This window comes from Streptomyces canus (genome assembly GCF_041435015.1).
GTDB lineage: Bacteria > Actinomycetota > Actinomycetes > Streptomycetales > Streptomycetaceae > Streptomyces > Streptomyces canus_G.
Genome location: NZ_CP107989.1, coordinates 5232069 through 5247210 on the forward strand (window position 1 = coordinate 5232069; position 15142 = coordinate 5247210).

Genomic DNA, 15142 nt, shown 5'->3' on the forward strand with positions numbered 1-15142 from the left:
TCATGGAACTTCACGACGTCTGGTTCGTGCTCATCGCCGTCCTGTGGACCGGCTACTTCTTCCTGGAGGGCTTCGACTTCGGGGTCGGCGTCCTCACCAAGCTGCTCGCCCGCGACCGGGTCGAGAAGCGTGTCCTGATCAACACCATCGGTCCCGTCTGGGACGGCAACGAGGTGTGGCTGCTGACGGCGGGCGGTGCGACCTTCGCCGCCTTCCCCGACTGGTACGCCACGCTCTTCTCCGGCTTCTACTTGCCGCTGTTGCTCATCCTGGTCTGCCTGATCGTTCGAGGTGTCGCCTTCGAGTACCGGGCCAAGCGGCCCGAGGAGAACTGGCAGCGCAACTGGGAGACCGCGATCTTCTGGACCTCACTCATCCCGGCGTTCCTGTGGGGCGTGGCCTTCGGCAACATCGTCCACGGGGTGAAGATCGACCAGCACTTCGAGTACGTCGGCACCCTCTGGGACCTGCTCAACCCGTATGCCCTGCTCGGCGGACTGGTGACGCTGACGCTGTTCACCTTCCACGGAACGGTCTTCACGGCGTTGAAGACCGTCGGGGAGATCCGGGAGCGGGCGCGGAAGCTGGCGACCCGGGTCGGCCTGGTCTCTGCCGCGCTGGCGCTGGTTTTCCTGCTCTGGACGCAGGTCGACAGCGGCGACGCCAAGAGCCTGGTCGCGCTGGTCGTCGCCGTGGCCGCGCTGGTCGCCGCCCTGGTGGCCAACCAGGCCGGGCGTGAGGGCTGGTCGTTCGCCCTGTCGGGCGTCACCATCGTGGCCGCCGTGGCCATGCTCTTCCTGACGCTCTTCCCGAACGTCATGCCGTCCTCGCTCAACGCGGACTGGAGCCTGACGGTCACCAACGCCTCGTCGAGCCCGTACACCCTGAAGATCATGACCTGGTGCGCGGGGATCGCCACACCGGTCGTCTTGCTCTACCAGGGCTGGACGTACTGGGTGTTCCGCAAGCGGATCGGCACGCAGCACATCGCCGAAGCCGCGCACTGAGCCCGAGGTGGGCGTGTTTCACGTGAAACACGCCCCTTGAGAAGAGGGTGTGTTTCACGTGAAACCGATCGACCCGCGTCTGCTCCGATACGCCCGGGCCACCCGTCTCTTCCTGGTGGCCGTGGTCGGCCTGGGCGGCCTCGGTGCCCTGCTGGTCATCGCCCAGGCGACGCTCGTCGCCGAGGTCGTGGTCGGCGCGTTCCAGCATGGTCTGGCGGTCGCGGAACTCCGCACCCCCTTGCTGCTGTTGGCGGCCGTCGCTGTCGGTCGCGGGCTCGTCTCCTGGCTCACCGAGCTCGCGGCGCACCGCGCGAGTGCCGCGGTGAAGTCAGAACTGCGGGGGCGGCTGCTGGAGCGGGCCACGACGCTGGGGCCCGGGTGGCTGAGCGGGCAGCGGACCGGGTCGCTGGTCGCCCTGGCCACCAGGGGAGTCGACGCCCTCGACGATTACTTCTCGCGCTACCTCCCGCAGTTGGGACTGGCGGTGGTCGTGCCGGTGGCGGTACTGGCTCGGATCGTGACTGAGGACTGGGTCTCAGCGGCCATCATCGTCGGGACCCTGCCACTCATCCCCGTGTTCATGGTGCTGATCGGCTGGGCCACTCAGTCCCGGATGGACCGTCAGTGGCGGTTGCTGTCCCGATTGTCGGGGCACTTCCTGGACGTCGTCGCGGGGCTGCCGACGCTGAAGGTTTTCGGCCGGGCCAAGGCGCAGGCCGAGTCGATCCGGCGCATCACCGGCGAGTACCGGCAGGCGACCATGCGGACGCTGCGGATCGCCTTCATCTCCTCCTTCGCCCTGGAGTTGTTGTCGACGCTCTCGGTGGCACTGGTCGCCGTGACGATCGGGATGCGGCTCGTCCACGGCGAGATGCACCTCTACGACGGCTTGGTCATCCTCATCCTGGCTCCCGAGGCGTATCTGCCCCTGCGGCAGGTCGGCGCGCAGTATCACGCGGCGGCGGAGGGGCTGGCCGCCGCCGAGGAGATCTTCTCGGTGCTGGAGACGCCGGTGCCGAGGGCGGGTACCGCTGCGGTGCCCGCGGGTGCGCTGGTCTTCGAGCAGGTCACCGTCGCGTACGCCGGGCGTTCGGATGACGCCGTCGCGGACGTGTCCTTCGAGGTCGCGCCCGGGGAGACGGTCGCGTTGGTCGGGCCCAGCGGCGCGGGCAAGTCGACACTGCTGAACGTCCTGCTGGGATTCGTGCGGCCGACCGAGGGGCGGGTGCGGATCGGGGGGACCGATCTCGCCGAGGCCGACCTGGAGGAGTGGCGGTCGCGCATCGCGTGGGTGCCGCAGCGGCCGCAGTTGTTCGCCGGGACGATCGCCGAGAACGTACGGCTGGCCCGGCCCGACGCCGACGAGGCCGCAGTACGAAGGGCGTTGCGGGACGCGGGGGCGCTGGAGTTCATCGACGCGCTGCCCCTGGAGGCCGGAACCGTGCTCGGCGAGGACGGGGCCGGGCTGTCCGCCGGGCAGCGGCAACGGCTCGCGCTGGCCCGGGCGTTCCTCGCGGATCGGCCGGTGCTGCTCCTCGACGAGCCGACGGCTGCGCTCGACGGAGCCACCGAGGCGGAGGTCGTGGCGGCGGTACGGCGACTCGCGGCCGGGCGGACGGTGTTGCTGGTGGTGCACCGGCCGGCGCTTCTGGGGGTGGCGGACCGGGTGGTGCGGCTGGCAGAGCCGGCGGTACAGGCTCCGGTGGAGGCCATGGCCAGGGTGTCCGCGGCACGTACGGTCGAGGACAGCAGCCCTGCTTCGGTCGAGCCCGGAACGACCGAGCCGCCGGCAGAGGCGCGCAGCGTTCTCTCCCGTGTCCGCGCCATGTCCGGACCCCGACGAGGCCGACTCGCGCTCGCGCTGCTGCTCGGGAGCCTCGCGCTCGGCAGTGCCGTGGGTCTGATGGCCACCTCCGGGTGGCTGATCTCGCGGGCCTCGCAGCAGCCGCCCGTGCTGTATCTGATGGTGGCTGTGACGGCGACCAGGGCCTTCGGGATCGGCCGGGCCGTGTTCCGGTACGCGGAGCGCCTGGTGTCGCACGACGCCGTGCTGCGGATGCTCGCCGACACCCGGGTCGCCGTGTACCGGCGCCTGGAGCGCCTGGCGCCTGCCGGTCTGCGCACGGCCCGCCGGGGTGATCTGCTCTCACGGCTCGTCTCCGACGTGGACGCCCTCCAGGACTACTGGCTGCGCTGGCTGTTGCCCGCCGGTGCCGCCCTCGTCGTGTCCGCGGCCTCCGTGGGCTTCACGGCCTGGTTGCTGCCCGAGGCAGGTGCCGCGCTCGCCGTCGGCCTGCTGGCCGCCGGTGTCGGTGTCCCGCTCATCACCGGAGCCGTGGCTCGCCGCGCCGAACGCCGGCTCGCCCCCGCCCGCGGGGAACTGGCGACGCGGGTGACCGATCTTCTCACCGGGACCGCGGAGTTGACCGTCGCCGGTGCCCTGCCCGCCCGTACCGCCGAGGCACGGCGGGCGGACGGCGTCCTCACCCGGATCGCCTCACGCGCCGCCACCGCCACCGCACTCGGTGACGGACTCACCGCCCTGATCTGCGGCCTGACCGTCACCGCCACCGCCCTCGTCGGCGCCCAGGCGGTCGCCTCCGGTCGGCTCGGCGGGGTTGCCATGGCCGTGGTCGTGCTCACTCCGCTGGCAGCCTTCGAGGCCGTGCTCGGGCTGCCGCTCGCCGTGCAGTACCGGCAGCGGGTGCGCAGGAGCGCCGAGCGCGTCCATGAGGTGCTGGACACGCCCGAGCCCGTAAGGGAGCCGGAGGCCGCTCGGCACGCGCCCGCCTCCCCGTTCCCGGTCGTCCTCAAGGGGCTGACGACGCGGCACGAGGGCCAGGACCGGGACGCGCTCACAGGCCTCGACCTGAGCCTGGCGGAGGGGCGGAGGATCGCCGTCGTCGGCGCATCCGGCTCCGGGAAGACCACGCTCGCGCAGGTGCTGCTGCGTTTCCTGGACGCGGACGCCGGTACCTACACCCTGGGCGGCGTGGACGCCTACGGGCTGCGCAGCGACGACGTACGGCGGCTGGTGGGGCTGTGCGCGCAGGACGCACATCTCTTCGACAGCTCGGTGCGTGAGAACCTGCTCCTCGCCAAGAAGGACGCGACCGAGGACGAGCTGCGGGGCGCCCTGAAGCGGGCCCGTCTGCTCGACTGGGCCGAGAGCCTGCCCGACGGGTTCGACACTCTGGTCGGCGAGCACGGGGCGTGGCTGTCCGGTGGTCAGCGGCAGCGGCTCGCGCTGGCCCGGGCACTGCTCGCCGACTTCCCGGTCCTCGTCCTGGACGAGCCCGCCGAGCACCTCGACCTGCCCACCGCCGACGCGCTCACCGTCGATCTGCTGGCAGCCACCGAGGGCCGCACGACACTCCTCATCACCCACCGGCTGGCAGGACTCGAGTCGGTGGACGAGGTGGTCGTACTCGATGAGGGACGGGTCGTGCAGCGGGGTTCCTACACGGAGTTGGCGGGCGTGGAGGGACCTTTGCGCGCGATGGCCGAGCGGGAGGCGGAGTCGGAGCTGCTGGTGGCGGCACGCTGACGCCTCGACGTGCGGGTCACGCAAGGAGTGGCCCTCCGCTGAGCCGCAGCAACCCCTACCGCCGCTCCAGCATCCGCTCGATCACGACGGCCACCCCGTCGTCGTTGTTGGCGACGGTCCGGCCCGAGGCCGCGGCGATCACGTCCGGGTGGGCGTTGCCCATCGCGTACGACTGTCCGGCCCAGGTGAGCATCTCGACGTCGTTGGGCATGTCCCCGAACGCGACGACCTCCTCGTGCGAGATTCCGCGCTCGGCGCAGCACAGGGCGAGCGTGCTGGCCTTGGAGACGCCGGGTCCGCTGATCTCCAGCAGGGCGCTGGGGCTGGACCGGGTGACGTTGGCACGGTCGCCGATGGCGAGGCGCGAGAGAGTGAGGAAGGCGTCCGGGTCGATCGATGGGTGGTAGGCGAGGATCTTCAGCACCGGTTCGGCGGCACCGGGACCGTCCTCGGCCAGCAGTTCCTCGGCCGGTGCGAGGTTGTCGGGGGTCTCCATGTGCAGCTTGGGATAGTCCGGCTCCTGGTGGAAGCCGTAGGTCTGCTCCACCGCGTACACCGTGCCGGGCGCCGCCTCCCTCAGCAGCACTACGGCGTCCAGCGCGTTCTCCCGGGCCAGCTCGCGCACCTTCACGAACCGGTGGGCGCCGGGGCCGCCGTGCAGGTCGACCACCGCGGCGCCGTTGCCGCAGATGGCGAGACCGTGGCCGTGGACGTGGTCGCTGACGACATCCATCCAGCGGGCCGGGCGGCCGGTGACGAAGAAGACCTCGATGCCTGCCTTCTCGGCGGCGGCGAGAGCCGCGACCGTGCGAGGGGACACCGACTTGTCGTCGCGCAGCAGAGTGCCGTCGAGATCGGTGGCAATCAGGCGCGGATGTATGTCGGCGGCCGGGGTCTCGGGCTGTCGAGTAGCTGAGGTCACCGGCTCATTCTCCCGCATGTATCTGCACGACCGGGTGGGTGCCCGCACAGGTGAGACATAGATGACGCAGGAGCGGACCCCACCGGCCCCGGTGCTGCCGCCTCAGCCCAGCTGTGCCGGTGCCTCCATGGCGATCTGCTCGAAGACCTTCTCGTCGGCGGCGAAGTCCGAGTCCGGGACCGGCCAGTGGATCACGAGCTCCGTGAAGCCGAGCTCCCGGTGGCGGCCCGCGAAGTCGACGAAGGCGTCGAGGGACTCCAGCGGGCGCCCGCGGTCCGGGGTGAAGCCGGTGAGCAGGATCTTGTCGAGCGAGTTCACGTCCCGGCCGATCGACACGCAGGCGTCGGTGAGCTTCTCGACCTGGCTGCGGAGGGCTTGGAGGGACTGCTCGGGTGTGCCGTGCTCGTACAGCTTCGGGTCTCCGGTGGTCACCCACGCCTGCCCGTGGCGTGCGGCGAGCCGCAGGCCGCGTGGCCCGGTGGCGGCCACGGCGAAGGGCAGCCGGGGCCGCTGGACACAGCCGGGGATGTTGCGGGCCTCGTGCGCCGAGTAGAAGTCGCCCTCGTAGGACACCGAGTCCTCGCGGAGCAGGCGGTCGAGCAGCGGGACGAACTCGGCGAGCCGGTCGGCACGCTCGCGCGGGCTCCACGGATCCTGGCCGAGCGCGGTGGCGTCGAAGCCGGTGCCGCCCGCGCCGATACCGAGGGTGACGCGGCCGCCGGAGATGTCGTCGAGGGTGATCAGTTCCTTGGCGAGGTTCACCGGGTGCCGGAAGTTCGGCGAGGTCACCAGGGTGCCCAGGCGCAGCCGGTCGGTGACGCCCGCGGCACCGGTCAGCGTGGGCAGGGCACCGAACCAGGGGCCGTCGCGGAAGGTGCGCCAGGACAGGTGGTCGTAGGTGTATCCGGTGTGGAAGCCGAGCTGGTCCGCGCGCTGCCAGGCCTCGCGGCTCCCCTCGTTCCAGCGGCGGTAGGGGAGGATCACGGTGCTCAGGCGCAGACTCATGTGTCCGAGCGTATGCGCCGGGCCGTGTTTCACGTGAAACCGTGACTCACGGTCACCGTGTGGCCGCTGAGCCAGGGGCTGAGTCCGACCGGGATGAACTCCTTGTGCACGCGGTCGCCCGGCAGCGGCACCATCAGGAAGTGGCTGGGCGGGAACCGGCGCGTCTTCACCCAGGCGTGGCCTTCGTAGAGGGCGCGGAGGAAGGCGGGGACGTCGTCGCGGGCGATGTCGGGGCATTCGACACCGTCGATGGTGGTCAGGGCGTCGTGGTCCGGGAACAGCCGCACATCCACCTGGGGCCGGCCGCCGAGCTCGACATAGGCCTCGTGGGGCAGGGTGCCGTCCGGGTCGGAGGTGACGCCGACGCCCGCGGCGCTGCGGCGGGAGGTCTGGTCGGCGCCGATGTCGTGGGTCACCTCGATCGCGAGCCCGTACGCGGCGGCGAGGGCGCGGAGCGCGGTGACGGCGGCCTCGGTGGTGGGGAGGTGGTCCATGCCGTTGTCCATGCCATGTTGCATGGCGTCGATCATCTTCCGTCGGTGCTCAGTGCTGCTTGGGAAACCGCAGGTAGCGGGGTGGGACGGACTGGGTCAGCCACACGCCGTTCGCGCTGACGTGGAAGACATGGCCGTCGTGGTGCATGGCTTCCGCGTCCACGGAGAGCACGACGGGGCGGCCGCGGCGGGCGCCGACGCGGGTCGCGGTCTCGCGGTCGGGCGAGAGGTGTACGTCGTGCCGGTTCATGGGGCGCAGTCCCTCGGCGCGGATCGCGTCCAGGTGGCGTGCCACCGTGCCGTGGTAGAGGTACGACGGCGGGGTCGCCGGTGGCAGGCCGAGGTCGACGTCGATGCTGTGGCCCTGGCTGGCGCGGATGCGCGTGCCGTCGATCGCGAAGCGCTGTTTGTCGTTGGCGGCGACCACGTGGTCCAACTCGTCCCGGGTGAAGCGGAAGCCGTGCGCGGTGGCCGCGGCGATCAGCGCGTCGATCTCGACCCAGCCGGCCTCGTCGAGCGTGATCCCGATGCGCTCGGGCTGATGGCGCAGATGCTTGGAGAGGTACTTCGAGACCTTCACGCTGCGTCTCTCGTCCCTCTCGCGTGGCTTGTTCTCGTTCATCCCGCCAGGGTGCCGGGAGAGACGTGAATCACGCGAATGATTTTGGCCCGGATGTTTGATCCACAACCAACTGTAGTTATCCACAGGTTACTTGGCGTTTCTGTGGACAACTCCCTGTCATGTCAGCCCTCTTCGCCAAGATCGACTGGGGGCGGTCCACTTGACGTGAGCGCATCCAACCCCCTTGCCCGCACCTCCCGTTCAGCCGCCAGCACAAAGAACTCCGCCGCCCGCTCCACCCCAACCAGCCCTTCCACCGCCCGCATCGTCTCCTCGGGCACGGACACGGAACGTGACGCCGGACGCCCATCCGAGCTCTTCCCGGAACCGAGGTGGTGCCGCAGGTGTCGTACCGCCAATGTCCGCATTGCGCGGGCGAGTTCGGCGTCCACGGTCTGCTGCGCGAGCGGCCGCAGTCGACGGACGAGTGAGGCCGCTTCGGTGGCGTCCGTGTCGGTCGGCCGGTGCGGGCCTTCCAGGTAGCGCGCGAAGACGTGCTCGGTGGTGAACTCCAGGAAACGGGCGGCGATGTGCTCGACCTGTCCCCTCAACTCCCGCAGGTGGCCGGAGATCGCGGAGAGCGGGACCCCGGCCGCGTGCAACTCGACTGCCACGGCGAGCTCTTGGGGGCTCGGTACGAGGAAGGATCCGTCATCGCCGGGTACCGGCTCCAGTACGCCGAGCTCCACCGCCTCGGCTACCGCGGCCTCGTCGGGGGTGCCGCCGAAGCGGGCGTCCAGCTCGGCGCGGGAGATCCGGACGGCCTCCTCGTCGGTCCAGGGACCGTCGACCTCGGCGACAAGACCGAGGATGCCGCCGAGGCCACGGCCGGAGTCGTAGGCCTCCAGGAGCTCCTTGATGGAGGCCAGGCCGTAGCCGCGGTCGAGGAGATCGGCGATCTGGCGCAGCCGGACGAGGTGCGTGTCGGTGTAGATGTTGGCACGGCCGCGGCGCTCGGGGCGGGGGAGCAGTCCGCGGTCCTGGTAGGCGCGGATGGTGCGGACGGTGGCGCCGCTGAGGTGGGCGAGGTCCTCGATCCGGTGGGCGGGGGCGTCGCTCACGCGGCGGCCCTCGCCGCCGGTGACCGCTTCAGGTATTCCACCGCACGGCTCAACGACCCCTCCTGCGACGGGTGGTAGGACCGCCGGAGGTACCGCGGTATGGCCGCGCCGAGCTCCCGCCAGGCCGGCAGCAGCCCTTTTCGTACGGCCCTCTCGTGCTCCTTGAGGGAGTAGCGCAGGCGGCCCGCGAGCTGAGGGTCGTGGCGGATCAGGTAGGCCGTCCCCCACAGCCACAGGTGGAGCATCACCGGGGCGGTGACCGCCATGCCCGCGATCCGGCGGGCGTATCGGGGCGTTCCGGTGCCGCCGCAGTGCTGGTACACGTCGAAGGCGACCGCGCGGTGTTCGACTTCTTCGGCGCCGTGCCAGCGCAGCAGGTCGAGCATGATCTCGTCGGCGCCGGCCCGGTCGAGTCCGTCGGCGGCCAGCACCCAGTCGCCGAGCACGGCCGTGAACTGCTCGATGGCGGCGACGACCGACAGCCGGAAGCGCAGCCACTCGCGCGCGGGGATGGGCGCGTTGAGGGGCGGGCGCTCGCCGAGCAGCCGCTCGAAGAGGAAGTCGACGTACTTGGTGAAGTCGGCGGTGTCGAGCCGCTGCGCGGCCAGGTGGTCCAGTACGTGCGTGTGCTGGACGCTGTGCGTGGCCTCCTGGCCCATGAACCCCTTGACGTCGGCGCGGAGTTCGGGGTCGCTGACCAGCGGCAGGCCTTCCTTGAGGACTTTCACGAACCAGCGCTCCCCCGCCGGCAGCAGCAGGTGCAGCACGTTGATGACGTGGGTGGCGGTGGGCTCGCCGGGGATCCAGTGCAGGGGCGTGCGGGACCAGTCGAAGGACACCCGGCGCGGGGCGATCGCGTGGCTCACAGCGGTGGCTCCAGCCGTGCGATCGCCCGGAGTGCCTTCGGCGCCCATCGGGCCATGGCGCGCGCGCCGCGGGCCTCGGGTGTGACCGGTACGACGGCCTGGTTGCGCACGACCGCTCGCAGGATCGCGTCGGCGACCTTCTCGGGTGGGTAGTTCCGCAGTCCGTAGAGGCGGGCCGTGCGTTTCTGGCGGCGTTTCTCCTCGTCGGCGTCGACGCCCGCGAAGCGCGCGGTGGAGGTGATGTTGGTGTTGACGAAGCCGGGGCAGATCGCGCTCACCCCGATGCCCCGGCCCGCGAGTTCGGCGCGCAGGCTCTCGCTGAGCATGAGGACGGCCGCCTTGGAGGTGCCGTAGGCGGACAGCGCTTTGGAGGGCTGGTAGGCGGCCGCCGAGGCGGTGTTGACGATGTGGCCGCCCTGTCCGCGCTCCGCCATCTGCTTGCCGAAGAGCCGGCAGCCGTGGATGACGCCCCACAGGTTGACGTCGAGGACCTTCTTCCAGTCCTCGGTGGTGGTGTCGAGGAAGGAGCCGCCGAGGCCGATTCCGGCGTTGTTGACCAGGACATCCACCACGCCGTACTCGGCGGCGACCTTGCCGGCGAGTTTCTCCATGGCCTGTTCGTCGGAGACGTCGACGGTCTCCGCCCAGGCCTCGGGGGCGCCGAGCAGCCGGGACAGTTCCGCGGTGCGGGCGGCGGACTCGGCGTCCCGGTCGACGGCGACCACGCGCGCGCCGGCCTCCGCGAAGGCGAACGCCGTGGCGCGGCCGATGCCGCTGCCCGCGCCGGTGATCAGCACGAGTTGTCCGCCGAACCGGTCGGCGTACTTCCCGGTCGCCCGCACGGCGGTCCGGCCGCCTTCGACGGATGTCACGAACTCCGTGATCCACGCGGACAGCTGGTCCGGGCGTGAGCGCGGGATCCAGTGCTTGGCGGGGAGGGTGCGCCGGGTCAGCTGTGGTGCCCACTGCTCCAGGCCGTCGCAGAGTTTCTCCGAGAGGAACGCGTCCCCCAGGGGCGTGATGAGCTGCACGGGCGCGTGTGCGTACGCGTCGGTGCGCGGGCGGCGCAGCCGGGCCCGGACGTTGTCCCGGTACAGCCACGCGCCGTGGGCCGCGTCGGTGGGCAGCGAGGAGGTCGGGTAGCCGTCGGCGGGGACCTTCTCGGCGCGCTCGAGGAGGCGGGGCCAGACCTTGCCGAGCGGACCGCGCCAGGCCAGTTCGGGCAGGCCGGGGGTGTGCAGCAGGTAGACGTACCAGGATTTGGCGCTCTGCCCGAGCAGCTGGCCGGCCCGGCGCGGGGTGGGGCGCTTGAGGCGTCCCGCGATCCAGTGGCCGAGGTGGTCGAGGGACGGTCCGGACATCGAGGTGAAGGACGCGATGCGCCCCTCGGTGCGTGGGACGGTGACGAACTCCCAGGACTGCACCGAGCCCCAGTCGTGTCCGACCAGGTGCACGGGCCGGTCCGGGCTGACGGCGTCAGCGACGGCCAGGAAGTCGTCCGTCAGCTTCTCCAGGGTGAACCCGCCGCGCAGCGGTTTCGGTGCCGTGGAGCGGCCGTGGCCCCGGACGTCGTAGAGGACGACGTGGAAGCGGTCGGCGAGACGGGTCGCGACCTCGGCCCAGACCTCCTTGCTGTCCGGGTAGCCGTGCACCAGGACCACGGTCGGCTGCCCCGGGTCGCCGAGTTCGGCTACGCACAGTTCGACGCCGCCGGTCCGCACCCGGCGCTCCCGCGCACCCTTCAGCAAGCTCACTTCGCCTCCGCCCAGCGCCGCACGTGCGGCAGATCGTCGTCCAGCCAGAAGGCGCTCTGCTCGGGTTCCCTGGAGTCGGTGACGACCAGGATCTCCTCGAACTTCGCGCCCGTGCCCCGGAATCCGAGGTGGGGTTCGACCGCCCACAGGCCCGGCCGCGGCGGGTGGTCGGAGAAGCGGTACGGCGACCACAGGGGCGACCAGCCCTCGCGGTGGCCGTGCAGCGCGTCGGCGGCCAGGCCCTTCAGGGACTGGGTGCCGAACCCGAAGAGGTGCGGTGACCAGCGGCGCTGCTTGACCTGGTCGACCTTGTGGGCGATCACGCCGAAGGGGTACGCGCGGTGCCGGTTGGCGTAGCCCTGGCGGACCATGAGGCGGTCCACGTCCTCGTAGATCTCGCGCAGCGAACGCCGCTCACGGACCTCGCGCAGGATCAGCTCGCGGTGCGCCTCGAGGTCGGCCATCAGTCGGTCCTGGACGGGGTTGATCCCCAGCGAGCCGGAGTAGCCGATGTCGGCGGTGAAGCCCTCGTACACGGGGGCCATGTCCAGGATGAACGGCATGCCGGGCGCCAGGCGGCGGTCGGTCGGGAAGAACTGCAGCGGAATGCGGAAGCCGGTGAACGCCGTACGGTCCCCGAACCAGGCGAACGGCAGATGGAACCAGTCCCGTACGCCCCGCTCGCGCAGCCATTCGCGCTGCATCCGGGCGGCCTGCCGCTCGCTCATGCCGGGCTCCAGACGGGCCGCGACCGCCTCCGCGCATTCGTACGCGAGCCGCTGGACCTGCCTGAATCCCCGCAATCGGGTGGAGAGTTCGCTGTTCGCTGCCGTCGTCATGCCGCCTCGTCCCCGTCGACTGCGGTACGTGCCCGTAACGTGACACTGGCGAATGTGACAGTTGTTAGAGGTTGCGTCAATAGGGCTGGGTCGGGCTGTGGAAAACCTGCCGATGTGGAAAACGGAGGCCGCGTTGTTCTACTTCAGGGTGACCCCTAGGTGCCCGTACGTCTGGAGTCTGATGCCGATGCAGCTCTGCGGGGTGACGACCTGAGTGGTCCGCGTCACTACTGTCGACGACGTGACTGTGATCGCGACCGAAAGCCTGAGCAAGCGGTTCCCCCGGGTGACCGCTCTTGACCGGCTCTCCTTGGACGTCGGACCCGGTGTGACCGGACTCGTCGGAGCCAACGGAGCCGGCAAGTCCACCATGATCAAGATCCTGCTGGGTCTGTCCCCCGCCTCCGAGGGCCGTGCCGAAGTGCTCGGGCTCGACGTCGCGACCAAGGGCGCCGCCATCCGCGAGCGTGTCGGCTACATGCCGGAACACGACTGCCTGCCGCCGGACGTCTCGGCCACCGAGTTCGTCGTGCACATGGCCCGCATGTCCGGTCTGCCGCCCACCGCCGCGCGCGAGCGCACCGCGGACACGCTGCGCCATGTCGGCCTGTACGAGGAGCGCTACCGCCCCATCGGCGGTTACTCCACCGGCATGAAGCAGCGCGTGAAGCTCGCGCAGGCCCTGGTGCACGACCCGCAGCTGGTCTTCCTCGACGAGCCGACCAACGGCCTCGACCCGGTCGGCCGCGACGACATGCTGGGCCTGATCCGCCGTATCTACACCGACTTCGGCATCTCGGTCCTGGTGACCTCGCACCTCCTGGGCGAACTGGAGCGCACCTGCGACCACGTCGTCGTCATCGACGGCGGCAAGCTCCTGCGCTCCAGCTCCACCACCGACTTCACCCAGACCACGACGACCCTCGCGGTCGAGGTCACCGACAGCGACGAGCACCCGGACGGCACCCGCGCGGTGCGCGAGGCGCTCCACGCGCGCGGGGTGGAGGCCCTCGACTCCCAGAGCGGTCTGCCGGGCGCCGGCCACATCCTGCTGCTGACCGCGCAGGGCGAGGAGACCTACGACCTCGTCCGGGACGTCGTCGCCGACCTCGGTCTCGGCCTGGTGCGCATGGAGCAGCGCAGGCACCACATCTCGGAAGTCTTCACGAACGAGGACGAGCAGCGGAAGGAGGCCGTCGGCCATGGCAGTTGAGAACCCGGTCACCGCCCCCTCGGGCGACCAGACCCGCATCCACAACATCGGCTACCGCACCTACGACGGCCCTCGCCTGGGCCGTTCCTACGCCACCCGCTCGCTCTACTCGCAGTCCCTGCGCGGCGCGTACGGCCTCGGCCGCTCGGTGAAGTCCAAGGTGCTGCCGATGCTGCTCTTCGTCGTGATGTGCGTGCCCGCGGCCATCATGGTGGCGGTCGCGGTGGCCACGAAGGCGAACGACCTGCCCGTCGACTACACGCGCTACGCGATCATCATGCAAGCCGTCATCAGCCTGTACGTCGCCTCGCAGGCCCCTCAGTCCGTCTCGCGCGACCTGCGCTTCAAGACCGTGCCGCTCTACTTCTCGCGGCCCATCGAGACCGCGGACTATGTGCGCGCGAAGTACGCGGCGCTGGCCTCGGCGATGTTCATCCTGACCGCCGCCCCGCTGATCGTGCTCTATGTGGGCGCGCTGCTGGCCAAGCTGGACTTCTCCGACCAGACCAAGGGGTTCGGGCAGGGACTCGTCTCCGTGGCGCTGCTCTCACTGCTCTTCGCCGGTATCGGCCTGGTCATCGCGGCGGTCACTCCTCGCCGCGGCTTCGGCATCGCGGCGGTGATCGCCGTGCTGACCATCTCCTACGGCGCGGTCTCCACCGTCCAGGCGATCGCCGACGCCCAGGGCAGCTCCAGTGCCGTCCCGTGGATCGGCCTGTTCTCGCCGGTCACGCTCATCGACGGACTGCAGTCCGCGTTCCTCGGCGCGAGCTCGGCGTTCCCGGGAGCGGTCGGCCCCTCGAACGGCGAGGGCGTGGTCTACGTCCTGGCCGTCCTCGGCCTGATCGCCGGCAGTTACGGCCTCCTGATGCGCCGCTACAAGAAGGTGGGACTGTGACCACGCTCCAGATCGACCATGTCTCCCGCTGGTTCGGCAACGTGGTCGCCGTCAACGACATCACCATGACGATCGGCCCCGGCGTCACCGGCCTCCTCGGCCCCAACGGCGCCGGGAAGTCCACCCTCATCAACATGATGGGTGGCTTCCTCGCCCCCTCCACCGGCACCGTCACCCTCGACGGCCGGCAGGTGTGGCGCAACGAGGCGATCTACAAGCACATCGGCATCGTCCCCGAGCGCGAGGCGATGTACGACTTCCTCACCGGCCGCGAATTCGTCGTCGCCAACGCCGAGTTGCACGGCCTGGGCGCCAAGGCCGCGCAGAAGGCGCTGGCCACGGTCGAGATGGAGTACGCGCAGGACCGCAAGATCTCGACGTACTCCAAGGGCATGCGCCAGCGCGTGAAGATGGCGAGCGCGCTCGTCCACGACCCGTCGCTGCTCCTGCTCGACGAGCCCTTCAACGGCATGGACCCCCGTCAGCGCATGCAGCTCATGGACCTGCTGCGGCGCATGGGCGACGAGGGCCGCACCGTGCTGTTCTCCTCGCACATCCTCGAAGAGGTCGAGCAGCTCGCCTGGCACATCGAGGTCGTCGTCGCGGGCCGGCACGCGGCCAGTGGCGACTTCCGCAAGATCCGCCGCCTGATGACCGACCGTCCGCACCGCTACCTGGTGCGTTCCAGCGACGACCGCGCCCTCGCGGCCGCGCTGATCGCCGACCCGTCGACGTCAGGCATCGAAGTCGACCTGGCGGAGGGCGCGTTGCGCATCCAGGCCGTCGACTTCGGCCGATTCACCGCGCTGTTGCCCAGGGTCGCGCGCGACCACGGCATCCGGCTGCTCACGGTCTCGCCCTCCGACGAGTCCCTCGAGTCCGTCTTCTCGTATCTCGTCGCGGCGTAGGAGGCC

General features: G+C 70.6%; 13 protein-coding genes. 5 read left to right on the forward strand and 8 right to left on the reverse strand.

From position 1 onward, the window contains the following. Positions 1-2 precede the first annotated feature (2 nt). Positions 3-1007 (forward strand): cytochrome d ubiquinol oxidase subunit II, encoded by a 1005-nt coding sequence (gene cydB, locus OG841_RS23765; RefSeq protein ID WP_328639649.1) that lies wholly within the window; start codon positions 3-5, stop codon positions 1005-1007. A 58-nt stretch (positions 1008-1065) separates the two neighbouring features. Then, positions 1066-4554: a thiol reductant ABC exporter subunit CydD gene (gene cydD, locus OG841_RS23770; protein ID WP_328639648.1), complete on the forward strand. Its 3489-nt coding sequence runs from the start codon at positions 1066-1068 to the stop codon at positions 4552-4554. A 55-nt stretch (positions 4555-4609) separates the two neighbouring features. Here cydD and OG841_RS23775 read toward each other — a convergent pair whose 3' ends face one another. The 8 genes from OG841_RS23775 to OG841_RS23810 form a co-directional block, all read right to left on the reverse strand. Beyond that, positions 4610-5494 carry an HAD-IIB family hydrolase gene (locus OG841_RS23775; protein ID WP_365116406.1) on the reverse strand — a complete coding sequence of 295 codons (885 nt, stop codon included), beginning with the start codon at positions 5492-5494 and terminating at the stop codon, positions 4610-4612. Between the two features lie 84 nt (positions 5495-5578). After that, positions 5579-6481: an LLM class flavin-dependent oxidoreductase gene (locus OG841_RS23780; RefSeq protein ID WP_328639646.1), complete on the reverse strand. Its 903-nt coding sequence runs from the start codon at positions 6479-6481 to the stop codon at positions 5579-5581. A gap of 29 nt (positions 6482-6510) precedes the next feature. Beyond that, a complete protein-coding gene (locus tag OG841_RS23785) occupies positions 6511-6975 on the reverse strand; it encodes a hypothetical protein (protein WP_371570801.1) in 465 nt (154 codons plus the stop codon). A gap of 49 nt (positions 6976-7024) precedes the next feature. After that, a complete protein-coding gene (locus OG841_RS23790) occupies positions 7025-7597 on the reverse strand; it encodes an RNA 2'-phosphotransferase (RefSeq protein WP_365116402.1) in 573 nt (190 codons plus the stop codon). Positions 7598-7719: 122 nt separating this feature from the next. Beyond that, complete coding sequence (locus tag OG841_RS23795; protein WP_371566808.1) at positions 7720-8658, reverse strand: MerR family transcriptional regulator; 939 nt, start codon at positions 8656-8658, stop codon at positions 7720-7722. Then, positions 8655-9572, reverse strand: coding sequence for a metal-dependent hydrolase (locus OG841_RS23800; RefSeq protein ID WP_371566809.1), 918 nt, complete (start codon positions 9570-9572; stop codon positions 8655-8657). Before OG841_RS23800 ends, OG841_RS23795 begins: the two co-directional genes overlap by 4 nt. Next, complete coding sequence (locus tag OG841_RS23805) at positions 9521-11278, reverse strand: SDR family oxidoreductase (RefSeq protein ID WP_371566810.1); 1758 nt, start codon at positions 11276-11278, stop codon at positions 9521-9523. The genes OG841_RS23800 and OG841_RS23805 overlap by 52 nt, the downstream gene beginning before the upstream one ends. Further along, entirely contained in the window at positions 11275-12117 is an 843-nt protein-coding gene (locus tag OG841_RS23810; protein WP_371566811.1) for a M24 family metallopeptidase, read from the reverse strand. The genes OG841_RS23805 and OG841_RS23810 overlap by 4 nt, the downstream gene beginning before the upstream one ends. Before the next feature lie 247 nt (positions 12118-12364). Between OG841_RS23810 and OG841_RS23815 the strand changes: the two genes are divergently transcribed. The 3 genes from OG841_RS23815 to OG841_RS23825 are packed head-to-tail and all read left to right on the forward strand — an operon-like array spanning position 12365 to position 15136. Next, a complete protein-coding gene (locus OG841_RS23815) occupies positions 12365-13330 on the forward strand; it encodes an ABC transporter ATP-binding protein (RefSeq protein WP_306986622.1) in 966 nt (321 codons plus the stop codon). Next, positions 13320-14228, forward strand: a complete 909-nt coding sequence (locus OG841_RS23820) for an ABC transporter permease (protein WP_328639640.1) — start codon at positions 13320-13322, stop codon at positions 14226-14228. The genes OG841_RS23815 and OG841_RS23820 overlap by 11 nt, the downstream gene beginning before the upstream one ends. Then, positions 14225-15136 carry an ABC transporter ATP-binding protein gene (locus tag OG841_RS23825; protein ID WP_328639639.1) on the forward strand — a complete coding sequence of 304 codons (912 nt, stop codon included), beginning with the start codon at positions 14225-14227 and terminating at the stop codon, positions 15134-15136. The genes OG841_RS23820 and OG841_RS23825 overlap by 4 nt, the downstream gene beginning before the upstream one ends. Positions 15137-15142: the final 6 nt, after the last annotated feature.

What these genes read in the sequence shown, in the direction of transcription:
- cydB (WP_328639649.1), top strand. Translation starts at nt 3, where the DNA reads ATGGAACTTCACGACGTCTGGTTCGTGCTCATCGCCGTCCTGTGGACC.
- OG841_RS23775 (WP_365116406.1), bottom strand. Translation starts at nt 5,494, where the DNA reads ATGCGGGAGAATGAGCCGGTGACCTCAGCTACTCGACAGCCCGAGACC.
- OG841_RS23780 (WP_328639646.1), bottom strand. Translation starts at nt 6,481, where the DNA reads ATGAGTCTGCGCCTGAGCACCGTGATCCTCCCCTACCGCCGCTGGAAC.
- OG841_RS23785 (WP_371570801.1), bottom strand. Translation starts at nt 6,975, where the DNA reads ATGGACCACCTCCCCACCACCGAGGCCGCCGTCACCGCGCTCCGCGCC.
- OG841_RS23790 (WP_365116402.1), bottom strand. Translation starts at nt 7,597, where the DNA reads ATGAACGAGAACAAGCCACGCGAGAGGGACGAGAGACGCAGCGTGAAG.
- OG841_RS23800 (WP_371566809.1), bottom strand. Translation starts at nt 9,572, where the DNA reads ATGGGCGCCGAAGGCACTCCGGGCGATCGCACGGCTGGAGCCACCGCT.
- OG841_RS23810 (WP_371566811.1), bottom strand. Translation starts at nt 12,117, where the DNA reads ATGACGACGGCAGCGAACAGCGAACTCTCCACCCGATTGCGGGGATTC.
- OG841_RS23820 (WP_328639640.1), top strand. Translation starts at nt 13,320, where the DNA reads ATGGCAGTTGAGAACCCGGTCACCGCCCCCTCGGGCGACCAGACCCGC.